19 protein-coding genes are annotated in these 22,916 nt (G+C 63.9%); 13 read left to right on the top strand and 6 right to left on the bottom strand.

The genetic code is table 11. The annotated features are described in order from the left end of the window. Positions 1-56: 56 nt before the first annotated feature. From HX881_RS19170 to HX881_RS19150, 5 genes are all read right to left on the bottom strand, one after another. Positions 57-1,403, bottom strand: coding sequence for an MFS transporter (locus HX881_RS19170; RefSeq protein ID WP_177086416.1), 1,347 nt, complete (start codon positions 1,401-1,403; stop codon positions 57-59). 209 nt (positions 1,404-1,612) lie between these two features. Then, a complete protein-coding gene (gene mrdA / locus HX881_RS19165; protein ID WP_177085996.1) occupies positions 1,613-3,505 on the bottom strand; it encodes a penicillin-binding protein 2 in 1,893 nt (630 codons plus the stop codon). A gap of 204 nt (positions 3,506-3,709) precedes the next feature. Beyond that, positions 3,710-4,423 carry an ABC transporter ATP-binding protein gene (locus HX881_RS19160; RefSeq protein ID WP_042934884.1) on the bottom strand — a complete coding sequence of 238 codons (714 nt, stop codon included), beginning with the start codon at positions 4,421-4,423 and terminating at the stop codon, positions 3,710-3,712. 2 nt (positions 4,424-4,425) lie between these two features. Beyond that, complete coding sequence (locus HX881_RS19155) at positions 4,426-5,256, bottom strand: ABC transporter permease (protein ID WP_017124993.1); 831 nt, start codon at positions 5,254-5,256, stop codon at positions 4,426-4,428. Between the two features lie 33 nt (positions 5,257-5,289). After that, positions 5,290-6,282: an aliphatic sulfonate ABC transporter substrate-binding protein gene (locus HX881_RS19150; RefSeq protein WP_017124994.1), complete on the bottom strand. Its 993-nt coding sequence runs from the start codon at positions 6,280-6,282 to the stop codon at positions 5,290-5,292. A gap of 403 nt (positions 6,283-6,685) precedes the next feature. Between HX881_RS19150 and HX881_RS19145 the strand changes: the two genes are divergently transcribed. Next, the gene (locus HX881_RS19145; RefSeq protein WP_017124995.1) at positions 6,686-7,813 is read left to right on the top strand and encodes an MFS transporter; all 1,128 of its coding nucleotides are present in this window, start codon (positions 6,686-6,688) and stop codon (positions 7,811-7,813) included. Between the two features lie 57 nt (positions 7,814-7,870). Here HX881_RS19145 and HX881_RS19140 read toward each other — a convergent pair whose 3' ends face one another. Further along, a complete protein-coding gene (locus tag HX881_RS19140; RefSeq protein ID WP_177085994.1) occupies positions 7,871-8,836 on the bottom strand; it encodes an aliphatic sulfonate ABC transporter substrate-binding protein in 966 nt (321 codons plus the stop codon). 217 nt (positions 8,837-9,053) lie between these two features. Between HX881_RS19140 and HX881_RS19135 the strand changes: the two genes are divergently transcribed. The 12 genes from HX881_RS19135 to HX881_RS19080 all read left to right on the top strand — a co-directional run bounded on the left by HX881_RS19135 (position 9,054) and on the right by HX881_RS19080 (position 22,887). Continuing rightward, complete coding sequence (locus HX881_RS19135) at positions 9,054-10,184, top strand: AAA family ATPase (protein ID WP_177085992.1); 1,131 nt, start codon at positions 9,054-9,056, stop codon at positions 10,182-10,184. After that, positions 10,181-10,612, top strand: a complete 432-nt coding sequence (locus tag HX881_RS19130; RefSeq protein WP_177085990.1) for a bpX5 domain-containing protein — start codon at positions 10,181-10,183, stop codon at positions 10,610-10,612. The genes HX881_RS19135 and HX881_RS19130 overlap by 4 nt, the downstream gene beginning before the upstream one ends. A 62-nt stretch (positions 10,613-10,674) precedes the next feature. Further along, on the top strand, positions 10,675-12,495 hold the full coding sequence (locus HX881_RS19125; protein ID WP_042934868.1) for a hypothetical protein: 1,821 nt from the start codon (positions 10,675-10,677) through the stop codon (positions 12,493-12,495). Continuing rightward, on the top strand, positions 12,488-15,418 hold the full coding sequence (locus HX881_RS19120; protein ID WP_017125000.1) for a bpX6 domain-containing protein: 2,931 nt from the start codon (positions 12,488-12,490) through the stop codon (positions 15,416-15,418). The genes HX881_RS19125 and HX881_RS19120 overlap by 8 nt, the downstream gene beginning before the upstream one ends. Before the next feature lie 134 nt (positions 15,419-15,552). Further along, the gene (locus HX881_RS19115) at positions 15,553-16,302 is read left to right on the top strand and encodes a GntR family transcriptional regulator (protein WP_017125001.1); all 750 of its coding nucleotides are present in this window, start codon (positions 15,553-15,555) and stop codon (positions 16,300-16,302) included. Between the two features lie 5 nt (positions 16,303-16,307). Then, positions 16,308-18,032 carry a fumarate reductase/succinate dehydrogenase flavoprotein subunit gene (locus HX881_RS19110; RefSeq protein ID WP_177086414.1) on the top strand — a complete coding sequence of 575 codons (1,725 nt, stop codon included), beginning with the start codon at positions 16,308-16,310 and terminating at the stop codon, positions 18,030-18,032. Positions 18,033-18,190: 158 nt separating this feature from the next. Continuing rightward, entirely contained in the window at positions 18,191-18,436 is a 246-nt protein-coding gene (locus HX881_RS19105) for a 4Fe-4S dicluster domain-containing protein (RefSeq protein ID WP_017125004.1), read from the top strand. A 148-nt stretch (positions 18,437-18,584) separates the two neighbouring features. Continuing rightward, positions 18,585-19,991 (top strand): ABC transporter substrate-binding protein, encoded by a 1,407-nt coding sequence (locus HX881_RS19100; RefSeq protein WP_177085988.1) that lies wholly within the window; start codon positions 18,585-18,587, stop codon positions 19,989-19,991. Between the two features lie 10 nt (positions 19,992-20,001). Then, positions 20,002-20,796, top strand: coding sequence for an ABC transporter permease (locus tag HX881_RS19095; RefSeq protein WP_177085986.1), 795 nt, complete (start codon positions 20,002-20,004; stop codon positions 20,794-20,796). Next, positions 20,796-21,650, top strand: a complete 855-nt coding sequence (locus HX881_RS19090; protein WP_177085984.1) for an ABC transporter ATP-binding protein — start codon at positions 20,796-20,798, stop codon at positions 21,648-21,650. The genes HX881_RS19095 and HX881_RS19090 overlap by 1 nt, the downstream gene beginning before the upstream one ends. Next, entirely contained in the window at positions 21,647-22,615 is a 969-nt protein-coding gene (locus tag HX881_RS19085) for a HEAT repeat domain-containing protein (protein WP_017125008.1), read from the top strand. Before HX881_RS19090 ends, HX881_RS19085 begins: the two co-directional genes overlap by 4 nt. Then, on the top strand, positions 22,615-22,887 hold the full coding sequence (locus tag HX881_RS19080; protein WP_425503517.1) for a gamma-butyrobetaine hydroxylase-like domain-containing protein: 273 nt from the start codon (positions 22,615-22,617) through the stop codon (positions 22,885-22,887). The genes HX881_RS19085 and HX881_RS19080 overlap by 1 nt, the downstream gene beginning before the upstream one ends. Positions 22,888-22,916: the final 29 nt, after the last annotated feature.

Below are 22,916 nucleotides of genomic sequence, written 5' to 3'. Positions count from 1 at the left end.
ATGAAAAAAGCCCCCATTGCGCTGTCGTGGGCAGGCCGTGGGGGCAAAAGGGGAGGTCAGCCGGGGTGACCCGGTCCTGCCTTTGGCTCGGAGATGGTCAGCAAGAGGATGAAGCTGATGAACGAGCCGATTGCCAGCCAGGCAAATACATAACCCCAGCCATAGTTATCCAGCAGCAGGCCGGTAATGAAAGGCGTGGCCGCGGCGCCCAATTGCCCGATCATGTTCACGATGGCGTTGGCGATGGGGAACGTTTTCTTGGTGGCCAGCCCCATCGGGTAGACCATGTAGGAAGAGAAACCGAGGCTGAGGACAACGCCGGTCAGCATCAGCAGCAGCCCGTAAGGCAGCGGTTCGGCAGGCGAATTGATCAGCAGGTACATCATCAGCGACGTGCCCAGTGCCGATAGCAGCATGCCGGGCTTGCGCCGCCCGCCCAGCAGCCGGTCCGAGCAGAAGCCGCCGATCAGGTTGCCCAGCACCGCGCCTACCCATGGCGCCGCCGATACCAGCCCCATGTTCATGATCGAGAATTGCTTGACGGTCATCAGGTAGGTCGGGATCCATGCCAGCAATACGCTGGAGACGCCCAGTTGAAAACAGTAGCTGGTGGCGCAACCCCAGATGTTCCAGGAGGTGAACACCTGCTTGTTGGTTTCCAGGGGCGTTTCATGACGAGCCCGTATGACGCGATCCAGTCTGTGCAGCCAAGCTGGGGTCTGCCGTGGGCGGGTCGGTTGAGCCGTCTGGATGTTGTCGGTTGCTTCGGTGATGTAGTGGAGCTCGGCGTTGTTGACGAACCGGCTACGGGACGGGTGATCGGCAACCATGAAATACCAGACCACCGCGAGGACGATGCCGGGCACGGCGAAAAAGTAGAAGATTTCGCGCCAGCCCCGGACCGAAATAATCACGGCGCAGAGTGGCGGCACGATCACCGGGCCGAATTTGACGGCGGACAGGAAGATTCCCGAAGCCGTGCCCTTTTCCCGTGGGGGAAACCAGTTGTTGATGGTCGTGGTCATGCTGATCGGCAGTGGACCTTCGGCAACGCCAAGGCCCAGGCGGTACAGCTTCAGCGCAAGCAGCGAGCCGGCCGTCCCCACCAGGCCGGTCAGCAGCGAGGTCAATACCATGGCGCCTGGGAGGATCCTGCTGACGCCGAAGCGGCCGAAGGCAAAGCCGGAGGGGATCTGTGCCAAGGCATACGCCAGCAGAAACAGGCTGACCAGGCCACCGGCCTCGGCATTGCTCATGTCGAACTCTTTGCGAATGAAGGGCAGGGCAACACCCAGGTTTGCCCTGTCGGCGGCGGCGATGGTGTAAATCAGGAAAATCAGCGCCGCCACCACCCAGCGGTAATGACTGCGCACGGCAGGTTTTATGACTTCAGGCAGAGACATGAGGGCAGACCTTGTTTTTTTATCGGTGTTGTCCGGCCAAAGTAATGATTGTGAATCTGCAAAAAAAGCGACAAATACTCCGCTCAACAAATCGCTTTTATTGATGGGAGTGCCGCGTTGAACGGGCGCCCTGGAGAATGCGCGGGCATAAAAAAACCGGGCTCAAGGCCCGGTTGGATGGCAACGTGAGTCGCGCGTGCAGCCCTCGATCAGACCTTGGGATCCTCATGGGGCTTGAGTGGGTGCGCGTACTGCGGCTTGAGCTTGCCGTCCTTGTCCAGCAACCAGGCATCGAGGATCTCGCGCACCACGGGGCCGGCTACCCGGCCACCGGCTTCGCCGTTCTCGATCATCACCGAAATCACGATCTGCGGGTCTTCCGCCGGGGCGAAGCCGACGAAGAGGGCGTTGTCGCGGTTGCGCTCGGAGGTCTTCAGGCGGTCATAGCGTTCGCCCTGCTTGATCGCCACCACCTGCGCGGTACCACTCTTGCCGGCAATCCGGTACTGCGCGCCGACGGCCGCCGCGCGGGCGATACCGCGCGGGTCATGCATCACCAGTTGCATGGCGTAGTTGACCTGCTCCCACTCCTTGGGGTCGCGCAAGACGATGTTCGGGATCGGATTCTCGTCCACCGGCGCCACCTGGCCTACCGACTTGGCCAGGTGCGGGCGATTCCACACGCCCTTGTTGGCAATCAGCGTGGTGGCCTGGGCCAGTTGCAACGGGGTGACCTGCATATAGCCCTGGCCGATCCCGAGAATCACCGTTTCCCCCGGGAACCAGGTCTGGCGGCGGGTGGCGCGTTTCCACTCGCGGGACGGCATCAGCCCCGAAGACTCTTCGAACATGTCCAGGGAGACCTTCTGCCCGACCCCGAACTTGTTCAGGTAATCGTGCAGTCGATCGATGCCCAGCTTGCTTGCCAGGTCATAGAAGTAGGTGTCGTTGGAACGCATGATCGCCGCGTTCAGGTCGACCCAGCCGTCGCCGCTGTGGTTCCAGTTGCGGTACTTGTGATCGACGTTGGGCAACTGGAAATAGCCCGGGTCGAACACACGCGTCGAGGGCGAGATCACGCCGCTGTCGAGGCCGGCGATGGCTACTTCCGGCTTGATCGTCGAGCCGGGAGCGTAGAGCCCGCGCAGGGCACGGTTGAACAGCGGGCGGTCGATGGAGTCGCGCAGGGCCGAGTAGTCCTTGGCGCGGATGCCGGTGACGAACAGGTTCGGGTCGAAACTCGGCTTGCTGACCATCGCCAGCACTTCGCCGGTCTTCGGATCGATCGCCACCACCGAGCCGCGGCGGTCGCCCAGGGCGTTCTCGGCGGCTTCCTGAAGCTTGATATCCAGGCTCAGGACGATGTTCTTGCCGGGGATCGGATCGGTGTGCTTGAGCACCCGCATGACCCGGCCCTGGGCATTGGTCTCGACTTCCTCGTAACCGACATGGCCGTGCAGTTCGTTCTCGTAGAAACGCTCGATGCCGGTCTTGCCGATGGACTGGGTGCCACGGTACTCCACCGGGTCGAGCTGCTTGGTTTCCTTCTCGTTGATCCGGCCGACGTAACCCACCGAATGAGCGAAATGGTCGCCCAGCGGGTAATGCCGGACGAACTGCGGTTCGACCTCGATCCCCGGCAACTTGAATTCGTTCACGGCCAGCAGGGCGATCTGCTGTTCGGTCAGTTCGTAGAGCAGGGTCACCGGCTCGAAGGGGTGGCGCGACTGCTTGAGTGCCTTGCCGAACAGGGTCCGGTCTTCTTCCGGCAGGTTGAGGACGCTCATCACCGTGTCCAGCACCTGGCCGACGTCACCGGCGCGTTCGCGGGTGAGGGTCATGTTGAAGCTGGGCTGGTTGTCGGCGAGCACTTCGCCGTTGCGATCGTAGATCAGCCCGCGTTCAGGCGGGATCGGCAGGACATGGACCCGGTTGTTTTCCGAGACCGTGGAGTTGTAGGAGAACTCGGTGACCTGGAGAAAATACAGGCGGCCCACCAGGGCGGCGGCGAGGCCCAGTACCAGCAGGCCACAGGCGATCAGGCGCTTGTTGACCAGGCGTTTTTCGGTCTCGTGATCCTTGAGATGAATGGGATCGCTCATGAGGAACCTGTTTTGTGCAAGAAAAATTGACGATAAAAGGTATGGCTGATAGAAAAAATAAATAGGTAGCTACTTAAATCGGCGCACACGATACCAAGAAGCGCCGGATTTAGGGGCTTTATTGATGGAGGATCCGCCAAAAGGCGTGGGCAAAGGCGGGGGAACAGGGGCCGGCTCGGATCCTTCCGGGCCGGCAGGGTGGGACTAGATCACCTGGGCCAGGTGCAACTCGGTCAGCGATTGTGCCTTGAGGGAGGCTAGCACCGGGTCGCGGCGATCACGGGGATGGGCCAGGTCGACCGACAGGGTCTGGCGAATACGGCTGGGACGGTTATCCATCACCAGCACCCGGTCACTCAGGTACAGGGCTTCGTCGACGTCGTGAGTCACCAGCAGCAGAGCAATGCCGTGGCGCCTGGCCAGTTGCAGGAGCAGGTCCTGCAGTTTCATGCGGGTGAAAGCATCCACCGCGCTGAAGGGTTCATCGAGCAGCAGGATCCGCGGCTTGCTGTACAGTCCCCGGGCGATCGCCACCCGTTGTGCCATGCCGCCCGACAGCGCCTTGGGCAGTGCCTGGGCAAAACCGGCGAGCCCGACTTCCTCGATCAGTTGCGTGACCCAGGCCCGGTCGTAGTGGTCGTCTTCGCTGAAGCCGATATTCTGTTCCACCGTCAACCAGGGCATCAGGCGTGGTTCCTGGAATACGAAGGCGATGGGCGCGGTGCTGTGTTTCAGCTCACCCTGGAAGTCCTTTTCCAGTCCGGCGACGATCCGCAGCAAGGTGCTTTTGCCGCAGCCGCTGGGGCCCAGCAGACTCACCGCTTCCCGCTCATGAAGTTGCAGGCTGACCTGCTTGAGTACCGTGGTCTCGGCAAACGCCTTGCGTTCGACATACAGATCCAGCAATGGCTCGCTCATGTTCATGACTCCCGGTCCTGACCGTTGAAAGTGTCGCGCCAGGCCAGCAGGCGTTTTTCCAGGCCGGCCAGCAGGCCGTCGCTGAGTTTGCCCAGCAGCGCCAGGACAATGATGGCCGCCAGCACGATATCCGGACGCGAGGTTTCCCGGCCGTCGCTGAGCAGATAACCCAGGCCGCGGGTGGCGGCGATCAGCTCCGCGGCCACCAGGAACATCCAGGCCAGGCTCATGCCGCTGCGCAGGCCGGTGAACAGGCCGGGCAGGGCGGCGGGCAGGAGAATCCGCCGGACCAGGCGATAGCGACTGAAACCGAGCATCTGCCCGACTTCCACCAGCTTGCGGTCGATATCGCGAATCGCCGCCACGCCGTTGAGGTACACCGGGAAAAACGCGCCGATGGCGATCAGGACGATCTTCGAGGTTTCGTCGATACCCAGCCACAACAGCAGCAGCGGCACCCAGGCCAGGCTCGGGATCGAGCGCAAACCGGCGAAGGTCGGTTCCAGGTACGCTTCGGCTTCCCGGCTCAGGCCGACCCAGGCGGCAAACACCAGGGCCAGGCCGGCGCCGATGGCAAAGCCGCTGAGTACCCGCAGCAGGCTGGCGCTGATGTGTTTCCACAAGGCGCCTTCGGCCAGGTCGCGCAGGGTCAGGACGATTTCGCTGGGAGCCGGCATCTGGTAGGACGGCACCCAGCCGATGCGCACCACGAACTCCAGCAGGACGATGATCGCTAGCGGCACGACCAGTCCCTTGAGGTTGCGCTGCCAACTGCCGGTACGCAGGGAACCGGCCGGAACGACGCGGGGGAGGGATTTACTCTTGCTGGTCATGGACGCTCCTGGCCCGCACGCGGGTTGCCCGGGTCACTGCTTGGCGACGGCGACGTTGTTGAAGCGGGTATCGATCAACTGGTCGATCACCTGGTCGACGTTGACGCCACGACGGACGAGTTCTTCGGACACGAGGATCGGTGCCGCGGCCTTTGATGACACCAGGTCCTGCGGGCCGAGACGGGCGTTGCTCAGGTCGGTGCGCGACAGTTGCAGCTTGGCGACATCCAGTGGCAGGCCGGATTCGGTCGCCAGCAACCGGGCCAGTTCGTCGGGGTTTTTCTGGGCCCACTCACGGGCTTTTTCGTAGGCGCCGAGCACCGTCTCAATGGTCTGCGGGTGTTCCTTGGCGTACGTCTCGGTGACGCTGATCACGCCGTAGCTGTTGAAGTCGGGGTTGCGGTACAGCAGGCGCGAACCGGCCTGGATCTGGCTGGCGGCCATATGCGGATCGAGTCCGGCCCAGGCGTCGACATCGCCTTTTTCCAGGGCGATGCGACCATCCGGGTGTTGCAGGTGGACCAGTTCCACGTCGTCCTTGCCCAGTCCGGCCTGTTGCAGGCTGCGCAGGGTGAAGAGGTATGGATCGGTGCCTTTGGTGGCCGCAATCTTCTTGCCCTTGAGGTCGGCGAGGGTCTTGTAGGGTGAGTCCTTGCGTACCAGCAGGGCCGTCCATTCGGCGCGGCTGTAGACATAGACCGACTTGATCGGGCTGCCGTTGGCGCGGCTCAGCACCGCTGCCAGGCTGGCGGATGAGGCGAAATCGACGCCACCGCTGTTCAGGTATTCCAGGGAGCGATTGCTACCCTGGCTCAGGACCCAGGTCACCTTGCTCTGGGGCAGGGCTTTTTCCAGCCAGCCGAAATGCCGCAGCACCAGGCTTACCGGCGAGTAATAGGCATAATCCAGATGGACTTCGGCCGGGACGGTTTCGCCGGCCTGGGCCAGCGGTTGCAGGCCCAGTACCAGGGCCGTGGCGGCGGCCAGCAGGCGGGCGGCGTGGGTGATGGGGTTGAGGGCTTTCATCGGATGCTCCAGGAGAGGGATGGCGGTGCTTATTTCTGAATAAGCAGTCATGGCTCCGATGAACTGCTTAAATGGAATAATGCAGGCTCTGTGCCAGTTGCCTGTCGAGCGTGACTGATCGTTCCCATGCTCTGCGTGGCAATGCCTCCCTGGACGCTCTGCGTCCGCCGGTGTGACGCGCAGCGTCACGAGCTGCGCTCCCACGTCGGAGTGTGGGAACGATCGACAGGGGGAAGCCGGTCTGTTGGCTGGGCGAGGCTGGTAAGTGTCGTCTTGCGAACACTCTGTTGAAGCACTGTTGCTCCAGCAACATCGGCCGCGGGGCTACAAAAACATTGTCAGAGATTGTTTCAAACCGGCATGCTTACCGGCTCCTGCTCCTCGTCGTAGAGACCCGTCCCACATGCCTGCCGTGGCTGCTCACCCGACCGATTCCGCCTCCCGTCGTTCCGCCATCGTCCTGGCCCTGTGCCTGCCCAGCGATGTCCTGCTTTACCTGCTGCTGCCGATGAACACCGCGGCCTTTGGCGTGACCCTGGCCCAGGCCGGGGTGCTGCTGGCGGCCAACCGCCTGGTGCGGATCTTCGGTTACGGGTACGTGCTGCGTTACTACGCCCGCCACGGCGATCGTTCGACGCTGATGCTGGCGGCCGGGGTCAGTGCCTTGTGCGCCCTGGGCAATTCGCTGATCTCCGGTTTCTTCTGGCTGTTGCTGCTGCGCCTGGGCTGGGGCCTGTCCTATGCGGCGTTGAACCTCTCGACGCAAGTACTGGCGACCCTGGAACCCAGTGGTGCGGCGCGCCGGGCAGGGCGCTCGCGGGCGGTGATCGCCATCGGACCGATGATCGCCCTGGTCGCGGGCGGCTGGTTGAGCCTGCAGTTCGGGCCAAGGCTGATTTTCCTGCTGCTGTGCGCGGCCTCGCTGATCGGCTTGTGGGTGGCGCGTGGCTTGCCGACGGTGGGGCATGAACTGTCGGCACCTTCCGGGCGGCGTTTCAACTGGCCGGACAGTGTGGCGATCTGGTCGTTTGTCGAAGGCGTGGCGCTGGACGGGCTGTTTATCTTCGGGCTGTCGTTGCAGGCCTCCGCCGTGCTGGGCGGTAACGCGGTGATTATCGCCGGGGCGTTGATGGCCCTGCGTTATGTCTCGGAAATGCTCCTCAGCCCCCTGGGTGGACGGGCCGCCGACAGCTACGGCGTGGTGCGCATGCTGTTGCTGTTCTCGATCCTCAGCGGCCTGGCCCTAGCGGCTTTCGGCAGCCACTGGCTGATCCTCGGGGCCGGATCGGTGCTGATCCTGCGGGCGCTGCAACTGCCGCTGGTGGTGACCCTGGTAGCCCGGCGTAACCCCGGTGCCGGACGAGTCCAGGCCCTGGCATCCAATGCGGTGTGGCGCGATATCGGTGCCGGGGTCGGGCCGTTGCTGGCGGGTGTGCTGTTGCCGGTGGCCTCGGCCAGCTGGGTCTATGCCCTGGCCGGCCTGGCGATTGCCCTGAGTGCGGTGGGCTGTGCGATGTCGCGGGCCAGGTGACCTTGACCCGCGTCTGCGGATAGCTGTCACCCGACCTCGCGAGTGGCCGTCATTGACTCAGGGCTGCCAGATCTCCACGTCCCGGGTATCGATCTTCTGCGGCAGCAGGCCAGCCGCGAGGAACGCATCGGCGATCTGCTGCTGTTCACCCAGCTGGTCGGCCTTGACCGCCTGCACTTCATAGCTGCGATGGCGGTTGGCGGCCTCGACCGTCGCCGTATCCAGGCCACCCCAGAGCGGCCCCAGAATCTCGGCGGCCTCCTTGGGGTGGGTCTTGATCCAGGTTCCGGATTTCTGCAGTTCGGCGAACACCTGCTTCAGGACTTGCGGGTGGGACTGGGCGTAAGGCGTGCTCGCCAGGTAATAACGCTTGTAGTTCGCCAGGCCCTGGCCGTCGGCGAGGGTGCGGGTCGGTAGTTGCCGCTGGACGCCGCTGAGGAAAGGTTCCCAGGTCACCCAGGCATCGACCTTGCCATTCTCGAAGGCGGCACGGCCGTCGGCGGGAGTCAGGTAGGCGGGGGTGATATCGCTGAATTTCAACCCGGCCCTGGCCAGCGCCGCGATCAGCAGATAGTGGCTGCCGGCGGCCTTGGTCACCGCGACTTTCTTGCCCTTGAGGTCGCCCAGGGTCGTGACCGGTGAATCGCTCCTGACCACGATCGCCTGGGCTTGGGGCGACGCGGCCTCCTGGGCGAAGTAGGTCAATCTGGCTTGAGCCGCCTGGGCAAATACCGGCACCGTATCGGCGACATCCGCACTGATATCGACGTTGCCCACATTCAATGATTCGAGCAGCGGCAGGCCGCTGGGGAACTCGTGCCAGCTGACATCGATATGATCCTTGGCCAGGGCTTTCTCCAGGGTGCCCTGGCTCTTGAGCAAGGTGATCAGGGTCGAGGATTTCTGATAGCCGATGCGCAGGGTCTCGTTGGCGTCGACGCAGGAGGCGGCCAGGGACAACGTGGCGGCCAGGACTGAAAGCAACAGGCGGGAACGGGTAATGCCGGGAACCGGGGCGACCATGAACACCTCGCAGGAACAACAGTGAGAAGGGTGGGGCCGGTGGTCCGGTGGGTGGAGCTTATGAGAGGCGGGGGGCTTTGGTTAAATAACCTCTTCGCATAACCATAGAGTCGACTGCACCCGTGCCTGCCGAAGCAAGGAAAAAGCATGAAGGCGCTTTGCTATCAGCTATGTTTGAGGCAAGATCCGCACTTTTGTTTCGGGAAGGATCCGTCGTATGTTGGCCGCCATACAGCTAGCCGCGCAACACATTCGTCAGGGCGTCAGGGCGGCAACCGAAGGACTGATCGGGCGTGAGCAGTTGGCCGAGCTGATCGTGCTGGCCGCCGTGGCCCAGGAGCATCTGCTGGTGGTCGGTCCGCCGGGAACGGCCAAGAGCGCCGTGGTACGTCGCGTGGCCCAGGCCATGGGCGGGCGCTATTTTGAGTATCTGCTCGGGCGTTTCACCGAGCCGTCGGAGCTGTTCGGCCCGGTCGATCTGAAAAAGCTGCGAGAAGGCACGGTCGAGACCGATGTCAGCGGCATGCTGCCGGAAGCCGATATCGTCTTCCTCGACGAGGTCTTTCTCGGTTCTACGGCGATCCTCAATACCTTGCTCGGCGTGCTCAACGAACGCCGCTTCCGTCGTGGGCATACCCAGATCCACTGCCCACTGCGCATCTGCGTCGGCGCCGCCAACGGCTTACCCGACGACGAAGCGCTGGCTGCATTCGGCGACCGTTTCCTGCTGCATCTGTTTGTCGACGCGGTTGCGGATAATCAGCTCGAGGCGCTGCTCAGTGGCGGCTGGCAATCGGACCGGCTGCCGGTGCGGCAATTGATGAACCTCGGTGAGCTCGACACCCTCAGCCAGGCTGTGCCGCAAGTGGACATGGAGACGGTTCGGCCTGCACTGGCCAACTCGATTCGTCGCTTGCGTGCGGCGGGCATCCAGTTGTCCGACCGGCGCATCGTCAAGTCCCAGCGACTGATTGCCGCCGCCGCACTGCTGGGTGGCCGCCTGCAGGCCAGCGAGGCGGACCTCTGGCCGCTGCTGTATGCGTTGGCGACCAAGGAAGCCCAACAGCATGGCCGTGAGGTGCTGCGCGATGTCCTGCAACTGTCGAGTAATCGCAACCTGTTCAGTGCCGTGGAGGAGGCGACGTTGCAGCCGCTGTCCCGCGCCAGTCGCCTGGTGGAAGCAGCGCAGAATTGCCTGATGCGCGTGGCTTCCGGGCAGGTGCTCGATCCGGCCGAGTCCGAAGCGGTATTGCGCGAGATCGATGCGAACTTCTCACAGGACAGCATGCCTCCCGAACTGCTCGGCCTGCGGGGGCTGCTGGCCAAGCAACTGATGCCGGCGACATGACCTTGTCCTCCCTGGTGACCTGGGGCTGGATTGTGCAACCCGATCCCGCGCCACCGGTTGCCGCGGTGGCCTGGGGGGCCGTCGCCAGGCAACTGCATGCACGCTTGTCGTCGATGAGCGGCGAGCAGCGGCGGGGCCTTCAGGCCACGGCCAATCGTGACGTATTGATCGTCAGTGGCGAGGCCTCACGTCTACCCTGGGTCCCGGGTGTCGATTACGCCTGCGCCTGTGAGCATGCCCCGCAGCTCTGGCTGCCCAGCCTGTGGCAGCCGGATGCGGCGCTGGATCTGTTGGCCCAGGCCTTGTTGGCGAAATTCGATCGGCAGCCGCTGCTGGTCTGGCATCAACCGGCAACCTGCGTGCCGCTGGACCGCTTGCTGCCGGTCAGCACCGAGCTGCTGGCACGCATTGATACGTACTGGGGCTAGTGGCATGCCGGTTCTTTTTCTTTCACGCAGTCCCTGTCTTCGTCCGGCGCCATAGGTCTGTCATGCAATTACCCGAATCCTTGCAACCCTGGCGCCAATGGTTGGAGTGGTTTGCCCCGGAACTGGTGCCGACCCTCGGCGCCTTGCTGGGCTGCATCAGCCCTGTGCTCGGGCCCTTCAAGGGCACGCAACAGGGGGGTGTCCCCGAGCCGGATGGCCTGGGCGACCTGCGCCGGCGGGGCTCCTATGAGCGGCTGCTGACCAGTGAGTGGCTGTTGGCCGATGAGTTTGCCGATGAGTTCCTGCGCCGGGCTTCCAGTGGCGAGCACCTGTTTCTCGCGCCGCAACTGCGGGCGCAGCAGGCGTCGCGGCTGATCGTCGTACTGTTCGATGCCGGGCCCCTGCAACTGGGAGGCGCACGGCTGGTTCACCTGGCGCTGATGATCCTGCTGGCCCGGCGGGCGGGCGAGCATGGTGCGCAGTTCCGCTGGGGTGTATTGCAACAGGAACCAGGGCTGTTCGAACTGCATTCGCCGGCGCAACTGCGCCGCCTGCTTGACGCCCGCACCTATGCGACGGTGACCGCACAGCATTGGCAGCATTGGCAGAATTTCTTCGGTGAACAGGAGGAGTCGATAAGCGAGTGCTGGCTGGTGGGCCAGCGCCTGCCTGTGGCGCCGGGCCCGCAGGACCGGGCGGTACGTCGCCTGCAGATCCAGCAGGGCCTGTTCGGCAAGGCGCTGGAGTTGCAGGCGCAGCCTGCGGGGCGTGTGCCGATTGTCTTGCCTCTGCCCGACGAGGCGGCGGCCAGGCGACTGCTCAAGGGGCAGTTCGATCATATCGTGCCGGTGGATGCGCACAGGACCACGACCGCCAGGATTGCCTTGACCTTGCCGCCGATGATTTCCACTACCGGGTCTCATGTGGCTGTGCGCCTGCTCGATGATCCCGGTGTGCTGGTTTTCTCGATTCCCAGGTTCGGGCAGAAGAAAGCCGCGAAGGTCATTCGCCAACTCTGGCCCCGTGAGGCAACGCCACTGGGGATGACCTTTCAGAACCGGCAAATCGGCGCGATCCTGAGTGCGGGCGACCAATTGCGCTTCTGGCAGATACCGCGCATCACGCCGGCCAGCCGGCCTCCGCAGGAAGAACTGTTGGTGCCTGCCGCCACGGCTACGTTGCGGCCTGTCGTGTGGCTGCATTCGTCCAAGAGCAGCCGGGTCTTCCTGTTGACAAGCAATCGCACCCTGGCGTTCTGGATGGCCGCCGAGAAGGATGGTACGCCGGGCTCTTCGGGGAATATCACCCATTACCGTGATCGCGATGTGCTGGGCATGGCGCGGATCGATGACGATACGCTGGTGTATGCCAGTCGCAGTGCGGGCCAGTTGTCTGTTCGTCACGTGACTCTCAACGCAACCCGTTACGAACCCTTCGCCCTGGGCGATGGTCGCGAGGCGACACAGGTACTGTTTTCTCTCCTGCCATTCTGGCGTCGTCGTTTTGGTGCCTGTGCCGTGCAGAATGGTCATGGCAAGCGGGAGAGCTGGACAGTGTTCACTCCCAGCAGCCATCCCCAGCCGATGACCCGCATCGACCTGAGGCCAGGTTATCGGGCCATCGGTCTGTTTCATGAGAACAAGAGCGGGCAATGCGCCCTGGTGGTCAGCGTAGAGGGGGGCACCGGTATCCTCCTGGTCAGTTCCGAAGGGACGGAAACACTCTACGCGGCGACCTCGCGAATCCTGAAAAGCAGTTTCTGCCCGGCTTCCGGGATCCTGGCCCTGATCACCGAAACGCGTGAGTTGGTGGTCTACGACGTGAATGAACGCCAGATACGGCTACAGATACAGACCGCCCGCAAGGAGCTTTCCAATGAGTGAAGTCCTTGCGATGTCCATCCGGCGTCCCGGACTGGTCGGCTGGCAGCCCGTCGATGCGCTGTGGTTTCCCCGTGACTGGTTCGATGAGGCGACGAGCCAGGCGCAGATCGTCCGGCACTGGCAGCCGGGGGCCCGTGTCTACCGCTTTGCCGAGGGCGATGTGCTGTGCTTCAAGCAGGCCACGTCGATGGCCTGCGATCGTCTCAGGCCCTGGCCGCTGGTCCGCCAGGGGAGGGCGCTGTGTTCGGCAAGGCTCGAACCGGCTGAAATCAGCGCGCTGCCCCTGGCGGATCTCTGGTTGATCCGCGATGCCCGTGTCCAGGCGTTGAACCTGGCTGACGGGGTCGAATTGCAACCGGGCCAATGGTTCGATATCGATCACTATTCCTTGCTGGAAACCTACGACTGCCGTGAAGTCCTGCCCGAACCGGTGCTGGAGGTCTGGGAGCCGCAGGATATTCACCAGGTGCTGGGCGATGTGATCGGTGCCCCCAGTGCCGAGCGCGATGTGATGGGCAAGGCGCTCAAGGCTGCCGCTGCCGCCAGGGCCAAGATGCCCGCCGCAGCGGCAGGCAAATCCCGTGAACCACGAGAAACGTCCTCGGCGCGGGCCTGGTGGGTACCGGGACTGGCTGTCGTTGCGGTACTGGTTATCTATTGGGAGAGCGCGGTACTTTCCCCGCCTGTCGTGCCTGGCCAGACCGTGCCCATGCGGGTGGTCGAGGCGTCGGCCGGTGGAGGCTTCGACCCGGTCTGGTTTTTTCTCTCGGGTGCGGTGCTGACCTTTATCCTGTGGTTGCTGCGACGCGTGCTCCACGGACGTATCGAAATCGAGCGTCAGGCCCTGGCCGCCCAGGCCCACAAGAAACAGGCCCCGCCGACTGCTCCCGCGGACGACACCCCGGTCCCCGAGCGCAAGCCGCCCAATCACCGCAAACCATCGCTTTGGCGCCAGTGGCTGGGCCGGATGGCCATGGCGTCACAGTTGAAGACCTTGCTGGATCGGCGCCAGGCCGCCTACATGCAGCGCATGCTCGATATGTTCGAGCAAGGCGATATCGCCCAGGCCCTGCGCCATGCCATCCCCCTGGACAGCGACCAGCCTTCCGCCGGGCAGGCATTTGGCGCGCCGAAGCCACGGGATGAACTGACGATGGGCCAGTCCAGGGGGGCCACACTGACCTTCAATCTGGCGGAGGATTTCCAGGCTCATCTGCGCAAGCTCTACCGCCAGACCTTCGAGCGCCTCGACCGCCAGGGACGTATCGAAGAGGCGGTGTATGTCCTCGCCGAGCTTCTGCACGTGCGCCAGGAAGCGCTGGATTATCTGGAAAAGCACCAGCGCTACCAGCAGGCGGCGGAACTGGCGTTGACCTGGGATTCACGGCCGGCGGTGATTGTTCGCCTGCTGTGCCTGGCCGGCGACTGGCAGAGGGCGTTGCAGGTGGCCCGTCGGGATCGGGCGTTCGCCGAGGCAGTCCTGAGCCTCCAGGCCCAATGGCCGCAAGCGGCTGAGCGCCTGCGTCTGGAGTGGGCCGATATGTTGGTGGGGCAAGGTGATTGGCTGGACGCCGTGGAAGTGATCTGGCCGCTGTCCGGCGAGCGCGAACGGGCCCGGCAATGGTTGCTCAACGCCGAAGCCGCAGGCGGCACCCTGGCCGCGGCTGCACTGGTCAAGCGAGCAGTATTGTTGCCCGACACCCTGGCGGTCTATGAGTCCTATGTCCGTGCACTGCGTGACGATTGCGAGCGCGCTGACGAGCGTGCCGTCCTGGCCATCGAGCTGATCAGGGTGTCTGCGTCGTCGCCCAGCGTGCGGTCGATGGCGGCGGCGATGGTCCATGGGGTGCTGGCCGATCATGCCGGCGGCCATCCCGGCGTGACGGCAAGGGACCTGAACGCCCTGGTGAAGCTCAGCGGCGACGAATTGCTGAAGCTCGATATGCCCGCCGGGGTGATTACCCCCAATCAATCGAAGGCTTTGCAGTCAGTGATCCCCGTGCCGCATTGGTCGGCACCGTCACCGGGCAGCTATGCACTGTACGACGCCGTCTCGCTGCGTGATGACAATTACCTGGTGGCGCTGGGTGAGTCGGGGGTTGCGGTGGTGGATCGCCAGGGCAGTATCGGTCGACGTTTCACCGTACCGGCCAGTCAGTTGGTGATCGGCAACAATTGCCGGGTCGCCCTGGCACTGATACAGCGCGATTCGGTGTGGCGTATCAGCAAGCTTGACCTGGTGACTGGGACTGCCACGGATCTGGGCGTTCTGCCCCTGGCGCTTTTTGCCAGGCGTTTCGATGGGGTGGCCTGGACCATCGTGACCCATGGGCAGGTGCGAGTGGTGGATATCGACAGGGACTTGGCCACGCTCTGGCATGTCGGCGATCTGCCCGGCCCCCTGGTGTCCCTCGAAGTCACGGCGGACCATGAGTACTGGCTGCTGCGGTTGCCTGACAGCACGCTGGAGCAGTGGACCTACAGCTTGCCCGAGCGCCGGCTGAAGTCCCGTGATCCGCAACCGAAGCCGATCCGGGCGAGTATCTCCTGGCAGTTGTATTGCCTGGGTGAATACATCGAATGCTGGTTCGAATCCCCGGCCGATGATCAACAGGAACTGGTGGTCAACGGCCAGAATCGTCTGCGGCGCTTTCGTTTTCCCGAGATCACCGAGGATACCGAGGCCAGCGTATACGCCGATCAGCACTGGCTGGTGACGGGTTTTTCGGTGTATGGCAAACGACGGCGCTTTCACTTCGTGAACCGCGACACCTCGCAATTATGCGCAATCCTGGATTGGCCCGAGGAAGAGACGCTACGCATCCGCCAGAGTGGCTCGGACTGGATTCTCAGCGACCGCCAGGGTCGGCTTTTCCATGTCAACGTGGCCACCAGCCGGCTTCGCAGCCTGAGCATTCACTGAGGGCTGGCCTGCCCATGACGGGCGGGCCGTTCGGTATTTTCTTCTAACCATATATAAATTGGGTATTTCAGCGGCCAGGGTTATTTCCTATATGGTTCACGCCATATCTTGTTATAACAAGTCAGGACCAGCCCATGGCGCAACTGCTTCCACTGTCTCCCGTCCCGCTCTACAGCCAGCTCAAGGACTTGCTGCGTACCCGCATCCTTGATGGCACCTATCCGCCCCTGGCGCGCATGCCATCGGAGAACGACCTGGGCCAGGCCTTCGGGGTCAGTCGCATCACCGTGCGCCAGGCCCTGGGCGATCTGCAGAAGGAAGGGCTGATCTTCAAGATCCACGGCAAGGGCACCTTTGTCGCCAAGCCCAAGGCGTTCCAGAACGTTTCCACCCTGCAGGGCCTGGCCGAGTCGGTGACGCAGATGGGCTACGAAGTGCTCAACCGGGTGCGCAGCTTCAAGCAGGTGCCGGCCTCGGCACGGGTTGCCGAGCGCCTGGCGCTGCCCGAAGGCAGTCTGGTCAGCGAGATCAAGCGGGTCCGCCTGATCAACCGCGAGCCGGTGTCCCTGGAAATTACCTATCTGCCCCACAGCGTTGGCGAGAAGCTGGAAAAGGCCGACCTGGTCACGCGCGACATCTTCCTGATTCTGGAAAACGACTGCGGTATCGCCCTCGGCCACGCCGACCTGGCCGTCGACGCGGTGCTCGCCGACGCCGAGCTGGGCCAGGCCCTGGACGTGGAGGAGGGCGCGCCGATCATGCGCATCGAGCGCCTGACCCACGATGCCGAAGGCGCTCCGCTGGATTTCGAATACCTCTACTACCGCGGCGACTCCTTCCAGTACCGCCTGCGTATCGACCGTCAGAAGGACGCGCGCCCATGAACCCGATCAATACCCTCGAACAGGAATACGACATCGTCGTCATCGGCGGCGGCACCGCCGGACCCATGGCGGCGATCAAGGCCAAGGAAAAGAACCGCGACCTGCGCGTGCTGCTGATCGACAAGGCCAACGTCAAGCGCAGCGGCGCCATCAGCATGGGCATGGACGGCCTGAACAACGCGGTGATTCCCGGCCACGCCACGCCGGAGCAGTACACCAAGGAAATCACCGTCGCCAACGATGGCGTGGTCAACCAGGCGGCGGTCCTGGCCTACGCCGAATACAGCTATGAAACCATCCAGCAGTTGGATCGCTGGGGCGTCAAGTTCGAGAAGGACGAGACCGGTGACTATGCGGTGAAAAAGGTCCACCACATGGGGGCCTATGTGTTGCCGATGCCCGAGGGCCACGATATCAAGAAGGTGCTGTATCGCCAGCTCAAGCGCGCCCGGGTGCAGATCACCAACCGGTTGATCTCGACCCGCCTGCTGACCGATGCCGAAGGCACGGTGAATGGCGTCATGGGTTTCGATTGCCGCACCGCCGACTTCCATGTGATCAAGGCCAAGGCGGTGATTCTCTGCTGCGGTGCCGCCGGCCGCCTGGGCCTGCCGGCTTCGGGCTACCTGATGGGCACCTACGAGAACCCGACCAATGCCGGTGACGGCTACGCCATGGCCTATCACGCCGGGGCGGAGCTGGCGAACCTGGAATGCTTCCAGATCAACCCGCTGATCAAGGACTACAACGGCCCGGCCTGCGCCTACGTCACCGGTCCCCTGGGCGGCTACACCGCGAACAACAAGGGTGAGCGCTTTATCGAATGCGACTACTGGAGCGGCCAGATGATGTGGGAGTTCCACCAGGAACTCGAAGGCGGCAACGGTCCGGTATTCCTCAAGCTCGATCACCTGGCCGAGGAAACCATCCAGAACATCGAGGAAATCCTGCACAGCAACGAACGTCCGAGCCGCGGCCAGTTCCATGCCGGGCGGGGCACCGACTACCGCCAGCAGATGGTCGAGATGCATATCTCCGAGATCGGTTTCTGCAGCGGTCACAGCGCCTCGGGCGTCTGGGTCAACGAACGCGCGGAAACCTCGGTCAAGGGCCTGTACTCGGCCGGTGACATGGCCGCCGTGCCGCACAACTACATGCTCGGTGCCTTCACCTACGGCTGGTTCGCCGGTTTCAACGCCGCCGACTATGTCGCCGGACGCGATTTCACCGCGCTGGACGACGAGCAGATCGCCAGGGAAAAGGCCCGGGTCTACGCGCCGTTGCAGCGTGAACACGGTCTGCCGCCAGCCCAGGTCGAGTACAAGCTGCGGCGCTTCGTCAACGATTACCTGCAGCCGCCCAAGGTCACGAAAAAGATGGAAATCGGCCTGGAGCGTTTCGCTGCCATCGAGGCCGATCTCGACCAGATGAAGGCCGGCAACCCTCACGAGTTGATGCGTGCCCTGGAGGTTTCGGTGATCCGCGACTGCGCGGAAATGGCCGCTCGCGCTTCGTTGTTTCGCAAGGAAAGCCGCTGGGGCCTGTACCACCACCGGGTCGACTATCCGTTGCGCGATGACGCCGAGTGGTTCTGCCATTGCCACCTGAAGAAGGATGAAAACGGCCGGATGGTCAGCTTCAAGAAGCCGGTCGAACCCTACCTGATCGCCCTCGATGCCGATGAGCAACAAGCCTACAACCGTTTGCGGGTCGCCAACGAAGCGGCCTGAAACCCACAACCTGTAGGAGCCGGCTTGCTGGCGATGGCGGTGGATCAGGTCAGGAAGTTTCAACTGACAGACCGCTATCGCCAGCAAGCCGGCTCCTACAAGGAGTGTATCTCTTCAGGTTGAGCGACTGTTAACAAGAATATAGAGGACACCATGCCATGGCCTTCCAGCCCCAGGAAATATTCTTTCGCAGCAATGCGCCGGTCACCGTCGACGAGGACAAGTGCATCGCCCACAAGGGCTGCACCGTCTGTGTCGATGTCTGCCCGATGGACCTGCTGGCAATCAATCCGGCGACCCAGAAGGCCTATATGGCCTTCGATGAGTGCTGGTACTGCATGCCTTGTGAAAAGGACTGCCCGACCGGTGCGGTAAAGGTGGAGATTCCCTACCTGCTGCGCTGAGGCGACAAACGCCACACTTGCAAGACTCACAAGAAAAAAAACGCCACCGGCCCACCACCGGACGCCTGATCCAGCACCCCCTCGTTTCCCACCCCGGTTCCCGGCGGCGGAGACGACTCCATCTTTCATGATTCGAGGGGAAACACCCATGCGTGCACGCATCACTCTTGCCGGCCTGGCCCTGGCCCTGAGCGCCTTTGGCGTCCAGGCCGAGACTATCCGCATCGCCATCGGCACCCAGGACAGCACCATCAACTGCGCCACTGGCGGCCTGTTGATCCGCGAACTCGGGCTGCTCGACAAGTACCTGCCCAAGGACGGCGCCTACAAGGACGCCCAGTACGATATCCAGTGGAAGAACTTCACCAGCGGCGCGCCGCTGACCAATGAAATGGTCGCCGGCAAACTCGACTTCGGTGCCATGGCCGATTTCCCCGGAGCACTCAACGGTGTGGCCCATGAGGCGGCGGGCAAGCACAGCCTGTTTATCAGCGTGCTGTCGGGCAGCATCGAAGGCAGCGGCAACGGCGTCGTGGTGCCCAAGGATTCGCCGGTGCAGTCGTTCAGCGAACTCAAGGGCCAGACCATTTCCGTGCCGTTCGCCTCGACCGCCCACGGTATGTTGCTACGGGCCATCGCGGCCCAGGGCTGGGACCCGGACAAGGACGTGACGGTGATCGCCCAGCCGCCGGAAGTCGCCGGTTCCGCCTTGCAGGCCAACAAGATCGCCGCCCATGCCGATTTCGTGCCGTTCGCCGAGCTGTTCGAGAACCGTGGTTTCGCCCGCAAAATCTATGACGGCTCCCAGGCCAAGGCACCGACCTTCCATGGTGCGCTGGTGGACAGCGACTACGCCAGGCGTTACCCGGAAATCGTCGTCGCCTACCTGCGCGCCAGTATCGAGGCCAACCAGTTGCTCGCGGCCGATCCGGAGAAGTACAGCCAATTGATCGAGAAGGTTGCCGGGGTCGAGGCCGAGGTCAATTACCTGTTCCATGGCCCGCTGGGCCTGCAGACCCGCGACCTGACCTGGAAACCCGAGTACCGCAAGGCCGTGGCCACGGCCATCGACACCCTGAAATTGCTGAAGAAGGCGGATCGGGGACTCAACACCGAGACCTTTATCGATGACCACTTCATTCGCCAGGCCTTCAAGGAGTCCGGTCTCGACTACGACAAGCAACTGGCCAACTACGCCCAGCAGCCGCTGGTTGCCAACGATGCGCTGAGCGGCAAGCCGATCACCGATCCGAAGCAGGTCGCGCAGATCTGGCTCAAGGACGAACCCAAGGTGCGCAGCTACGCCTCGCCCCAGGCGGCGCTCGCCGACCTGGCGAATCTGCAGAAGGCCGGCAAGGCAGTGCGCGCGGTCTATGCCCAGGCCAGTGACAGCGGGATCAAGCTGCTCGCTGCGCAAGCCTGGTTTGTCAGCGATGCCAAGGGCCGCCTGAACGCCTTCCTGCTCAAGGAGCAGGCCCGGCAGTTTGCCCAGGCCCATGGCGGCGAGGTTCGGGATTTCGCCGATGCCAGCCGCCAGGCCCTGGCCCAGCGTTGAGGTGAGGAACATGAGTCGCTTGTCTGTCGATCTCGGGCGCCGCTGGACTCTGCGCCTCGCTTCATTGCTGCTCTGCCTGGGAGCCTGGCAGGTGGCGGCGCGCATGCATCTCGATCTCGGGCTGGTGACCTTTCGCAACGTGCCGTCGCCGCTTGAGGTGGTGCAGGCGGCGTGGGCGTTGTTCAACTCCCACGCGCTGCCCCGGCATCTGCTCAGCAGCCTCGGCCGGGTCGCCAGCGGCTATCTGGCCGCGGCCCTGGTCGCGGTGGCGCTGGGCCTGGCCATCGGCCGTTCGAAGTGGGCCGAGGACCTGTTGCTGCCGCCGCTGGAAGTGCTGCGGCCGATTCCGGCAGTGGCCTGGATTCCCCTGGCGATCCTGATGTTCCCGTCCTCGGAACTGTCGATGATCTTTATCACCTTCACCGGTGCGCTGTTCCCGATCCTGCTCAATACCGTGCATGGCGTCGAATCAGTGGACCGGCGCCTGATCGCCTCGGTCCGCAGTCTGGGAGCGGGGCGCCTGGCGATCCTGCGCGAGGTGATCGTTCCCGGCGCCGCGCCAAGCATCGTCACCGGCCTGGCCATCGGCATGGGCACTTCGTGGTTCTGCCTGGTCACCGCGGAAATGATCTCCGGGCAATGGGGCATCGGTTACTACACCTGGGAGGCCTACACCTTGCAGAACTACGCGGACATCATCGTCGGCATGCTGCTGATCGGCGTGCTCGGCATGGCCAGCAGCGGCCTGGTCAAACGTTTCGGGGCGCGGCTGACGCCCTGGTATCGCCCGCAGGAGAAACGCTGATGAGTGTCGCCGAACGCTTTTCCGCCGCGGGCCGGATCGCCATCGACGGCCTGTCGATTCACCTGGGCAACGGCCCCGAGGCCTTCGAGGCGGTGCAGGCCCTGAGCTTCGATGTGACACCGGGGGAGTTCGTCTGCATTCTCGGGCCGTCCGGGTGTGGCAAGTCGACCCTGCTCGGCGCCCTGGCCGGCCACCTGGCGCCCAGTGGCGGTTCGTTGCAGGTCGATGGCCAGCCGGTCGACGGTCCTTCGCCGAGCCGGGGCATGGTGTTCCAGCAACACACCCTGTTGCCCTGGCGCCGGGTGCTGGACAATGTTGCCTTTGGCCTGAAGATGCAGGGCATCGGCAAGGCCGAGCGCCAGCGCCAGGCCCGCGAATTCCTCGGCTGGGTCGGCCTGGAAGGCTTTGCCGGGCACTGGCCGAGCCAGTTGTCCGGCGGCATGCAGCAACGGGTGGAGATTGCCCGGGTGCTGATCAACCGGCCGAAACTGCTGCTGATGGACGAGCCTTTCGGTGCCCTCGACGCCCAGACCCGCAGCCAGATGCAGGAATTGCTCCTGGATATCTGGGGACGGATCCAGACCACCGTGGTGTTCGTCACCCATGATATCGACGAGGCGCTGTTCCTGGCCGACCGGATCCTGGTGATGAGTCCGCGCCCGGGCCGGTTTATCGAAGACCTGCGCCTGGACTTCCCCCGGCCGCGCCAGCCGGAACTGCTGACCAGCCCCGAATTCGTCCGCCTCAAGCGCCACTGCCTGGAACTGCTGCGGCACCAGGATGGCCGTCAACTACCGCGCCTGACCCCACTCGGGCTGCCCCTTGAAAACACCCAACCGCGATTTGCCCTATGACCGACCTGATCAGCGACAACCCCGACATTCTCGACCTGCAACCGCGCCTGGAACATGAAGATGCCGGCGTTCGCCGCATCGCCCTGATCGAGCTGGCCGACCTGGAAGACCCGGACGCCTTGCCCTGGCTGATCCACGCCCTGGAGGCCGATCCGGACGGTGACGTGCGCGCCGAGGCTGCGCGCCTGCTGGAAGCCTGGGAAGAACCGCAGGTGGTCAGTGCCCTGTGCAAGGCCTTGCTCGACTGGGACCACAAGGTCCGGGTGGTGGCGGCCCAGAGCCTGAGCCTGCTGAAGACCGAGGAGGCCGGGCACGTGATCCTGCCGTGGGCGGGCCACCCCGATGTGTTTGTCCGCGGCAGCGCCTTGCGGGCCCTGCGCGAGCTGCGCCTGGCTGAAAGTGCCCCCGTGGCCCTGCAAGCGCTGCAGGACCCCGAAGCCAGCGTCCGGCGTGAGGCGGTGGGGATTCTCGGCTGGCTCAAGCAACTCGATGCGTTGCCGGCATTGGCGCACCTGGCCAGTGCCGACCCCGAGCCGGAAGTGCGCCGCGTGGCGGCCGGAGCCCTGGGCCTGGCCAGTGATCCCGCGGTGTTGCCGGCGTTGCAGTCGGCCTTGCTGGATCCGGCCTGGCAGGTTCGCGAAGAGGCGGCGACCACCCTGGGCAAGGTCGGTCTCGGGCAGGCCGGTCCGGCGCTGGAAGCGGCGCTGGCCGACGACTACTGGCAGGTTCGCCTGCGTGCCGCGCGCTCACTGGGGCGCCTGCGCTATGCCGGAGCCCTGGCGGCGCTGATCGAACTGCTCGGTCACAGCATCAGCAACCTGCGCAAGGAAGCCGCCCTGGCCCTGGGCGAGCTGGGGCAGCGCGAAGCGATTGCGCCGTTGCAGGCGGCGCAGCATGACGGTGATCCGGAGGTGCGCAAATCGGTGCGTATCGCCCTGGCCCAGTTGGGCGTCGGTGGCGCCTGATGCAGCCCCTGGCAGTGCGTCATGCGCGCAGTGACGGGCAACTGGTGCTGACCTGGACCGATGGCGAGCAGTCCCTGGCTTATGCCCGCTTGCGTGCCGCATGCCCCTGCGCCCAGTGCCGGGCGGCGCGCCTGCGGGGGCGTATCGAGCTGGTCACGGCCGAGGTGCGCCTGGTCGGGATCAACCCCCAGGGCTATGGTGTGCAACTGGTGTTCGACGACGGGCACCAGCAGGGCATCTATCCCTGGGCGTATCTGCGGGAACTGGGCTGAACGGCCCGGTGGCAGCGCCCGGGTCGGCT

Origin of the sequence: Pseudomonas gingeri (genome assembly GCF_013386115.1) — a bacterium.
Taxonomy (GTDB): Bacteria; Pseudomonadota; Gammaproteobacteria; order Pseudomonadales; family Pseudomonadaceae; genus Aquipseudomonas; species Aquipseudomonas gingeri.
The sequence above is the reverse complement of the archived record's forward strand: the minus strand, read 5'-3'. Positions and strand labels throughout refer to the sequence as shown.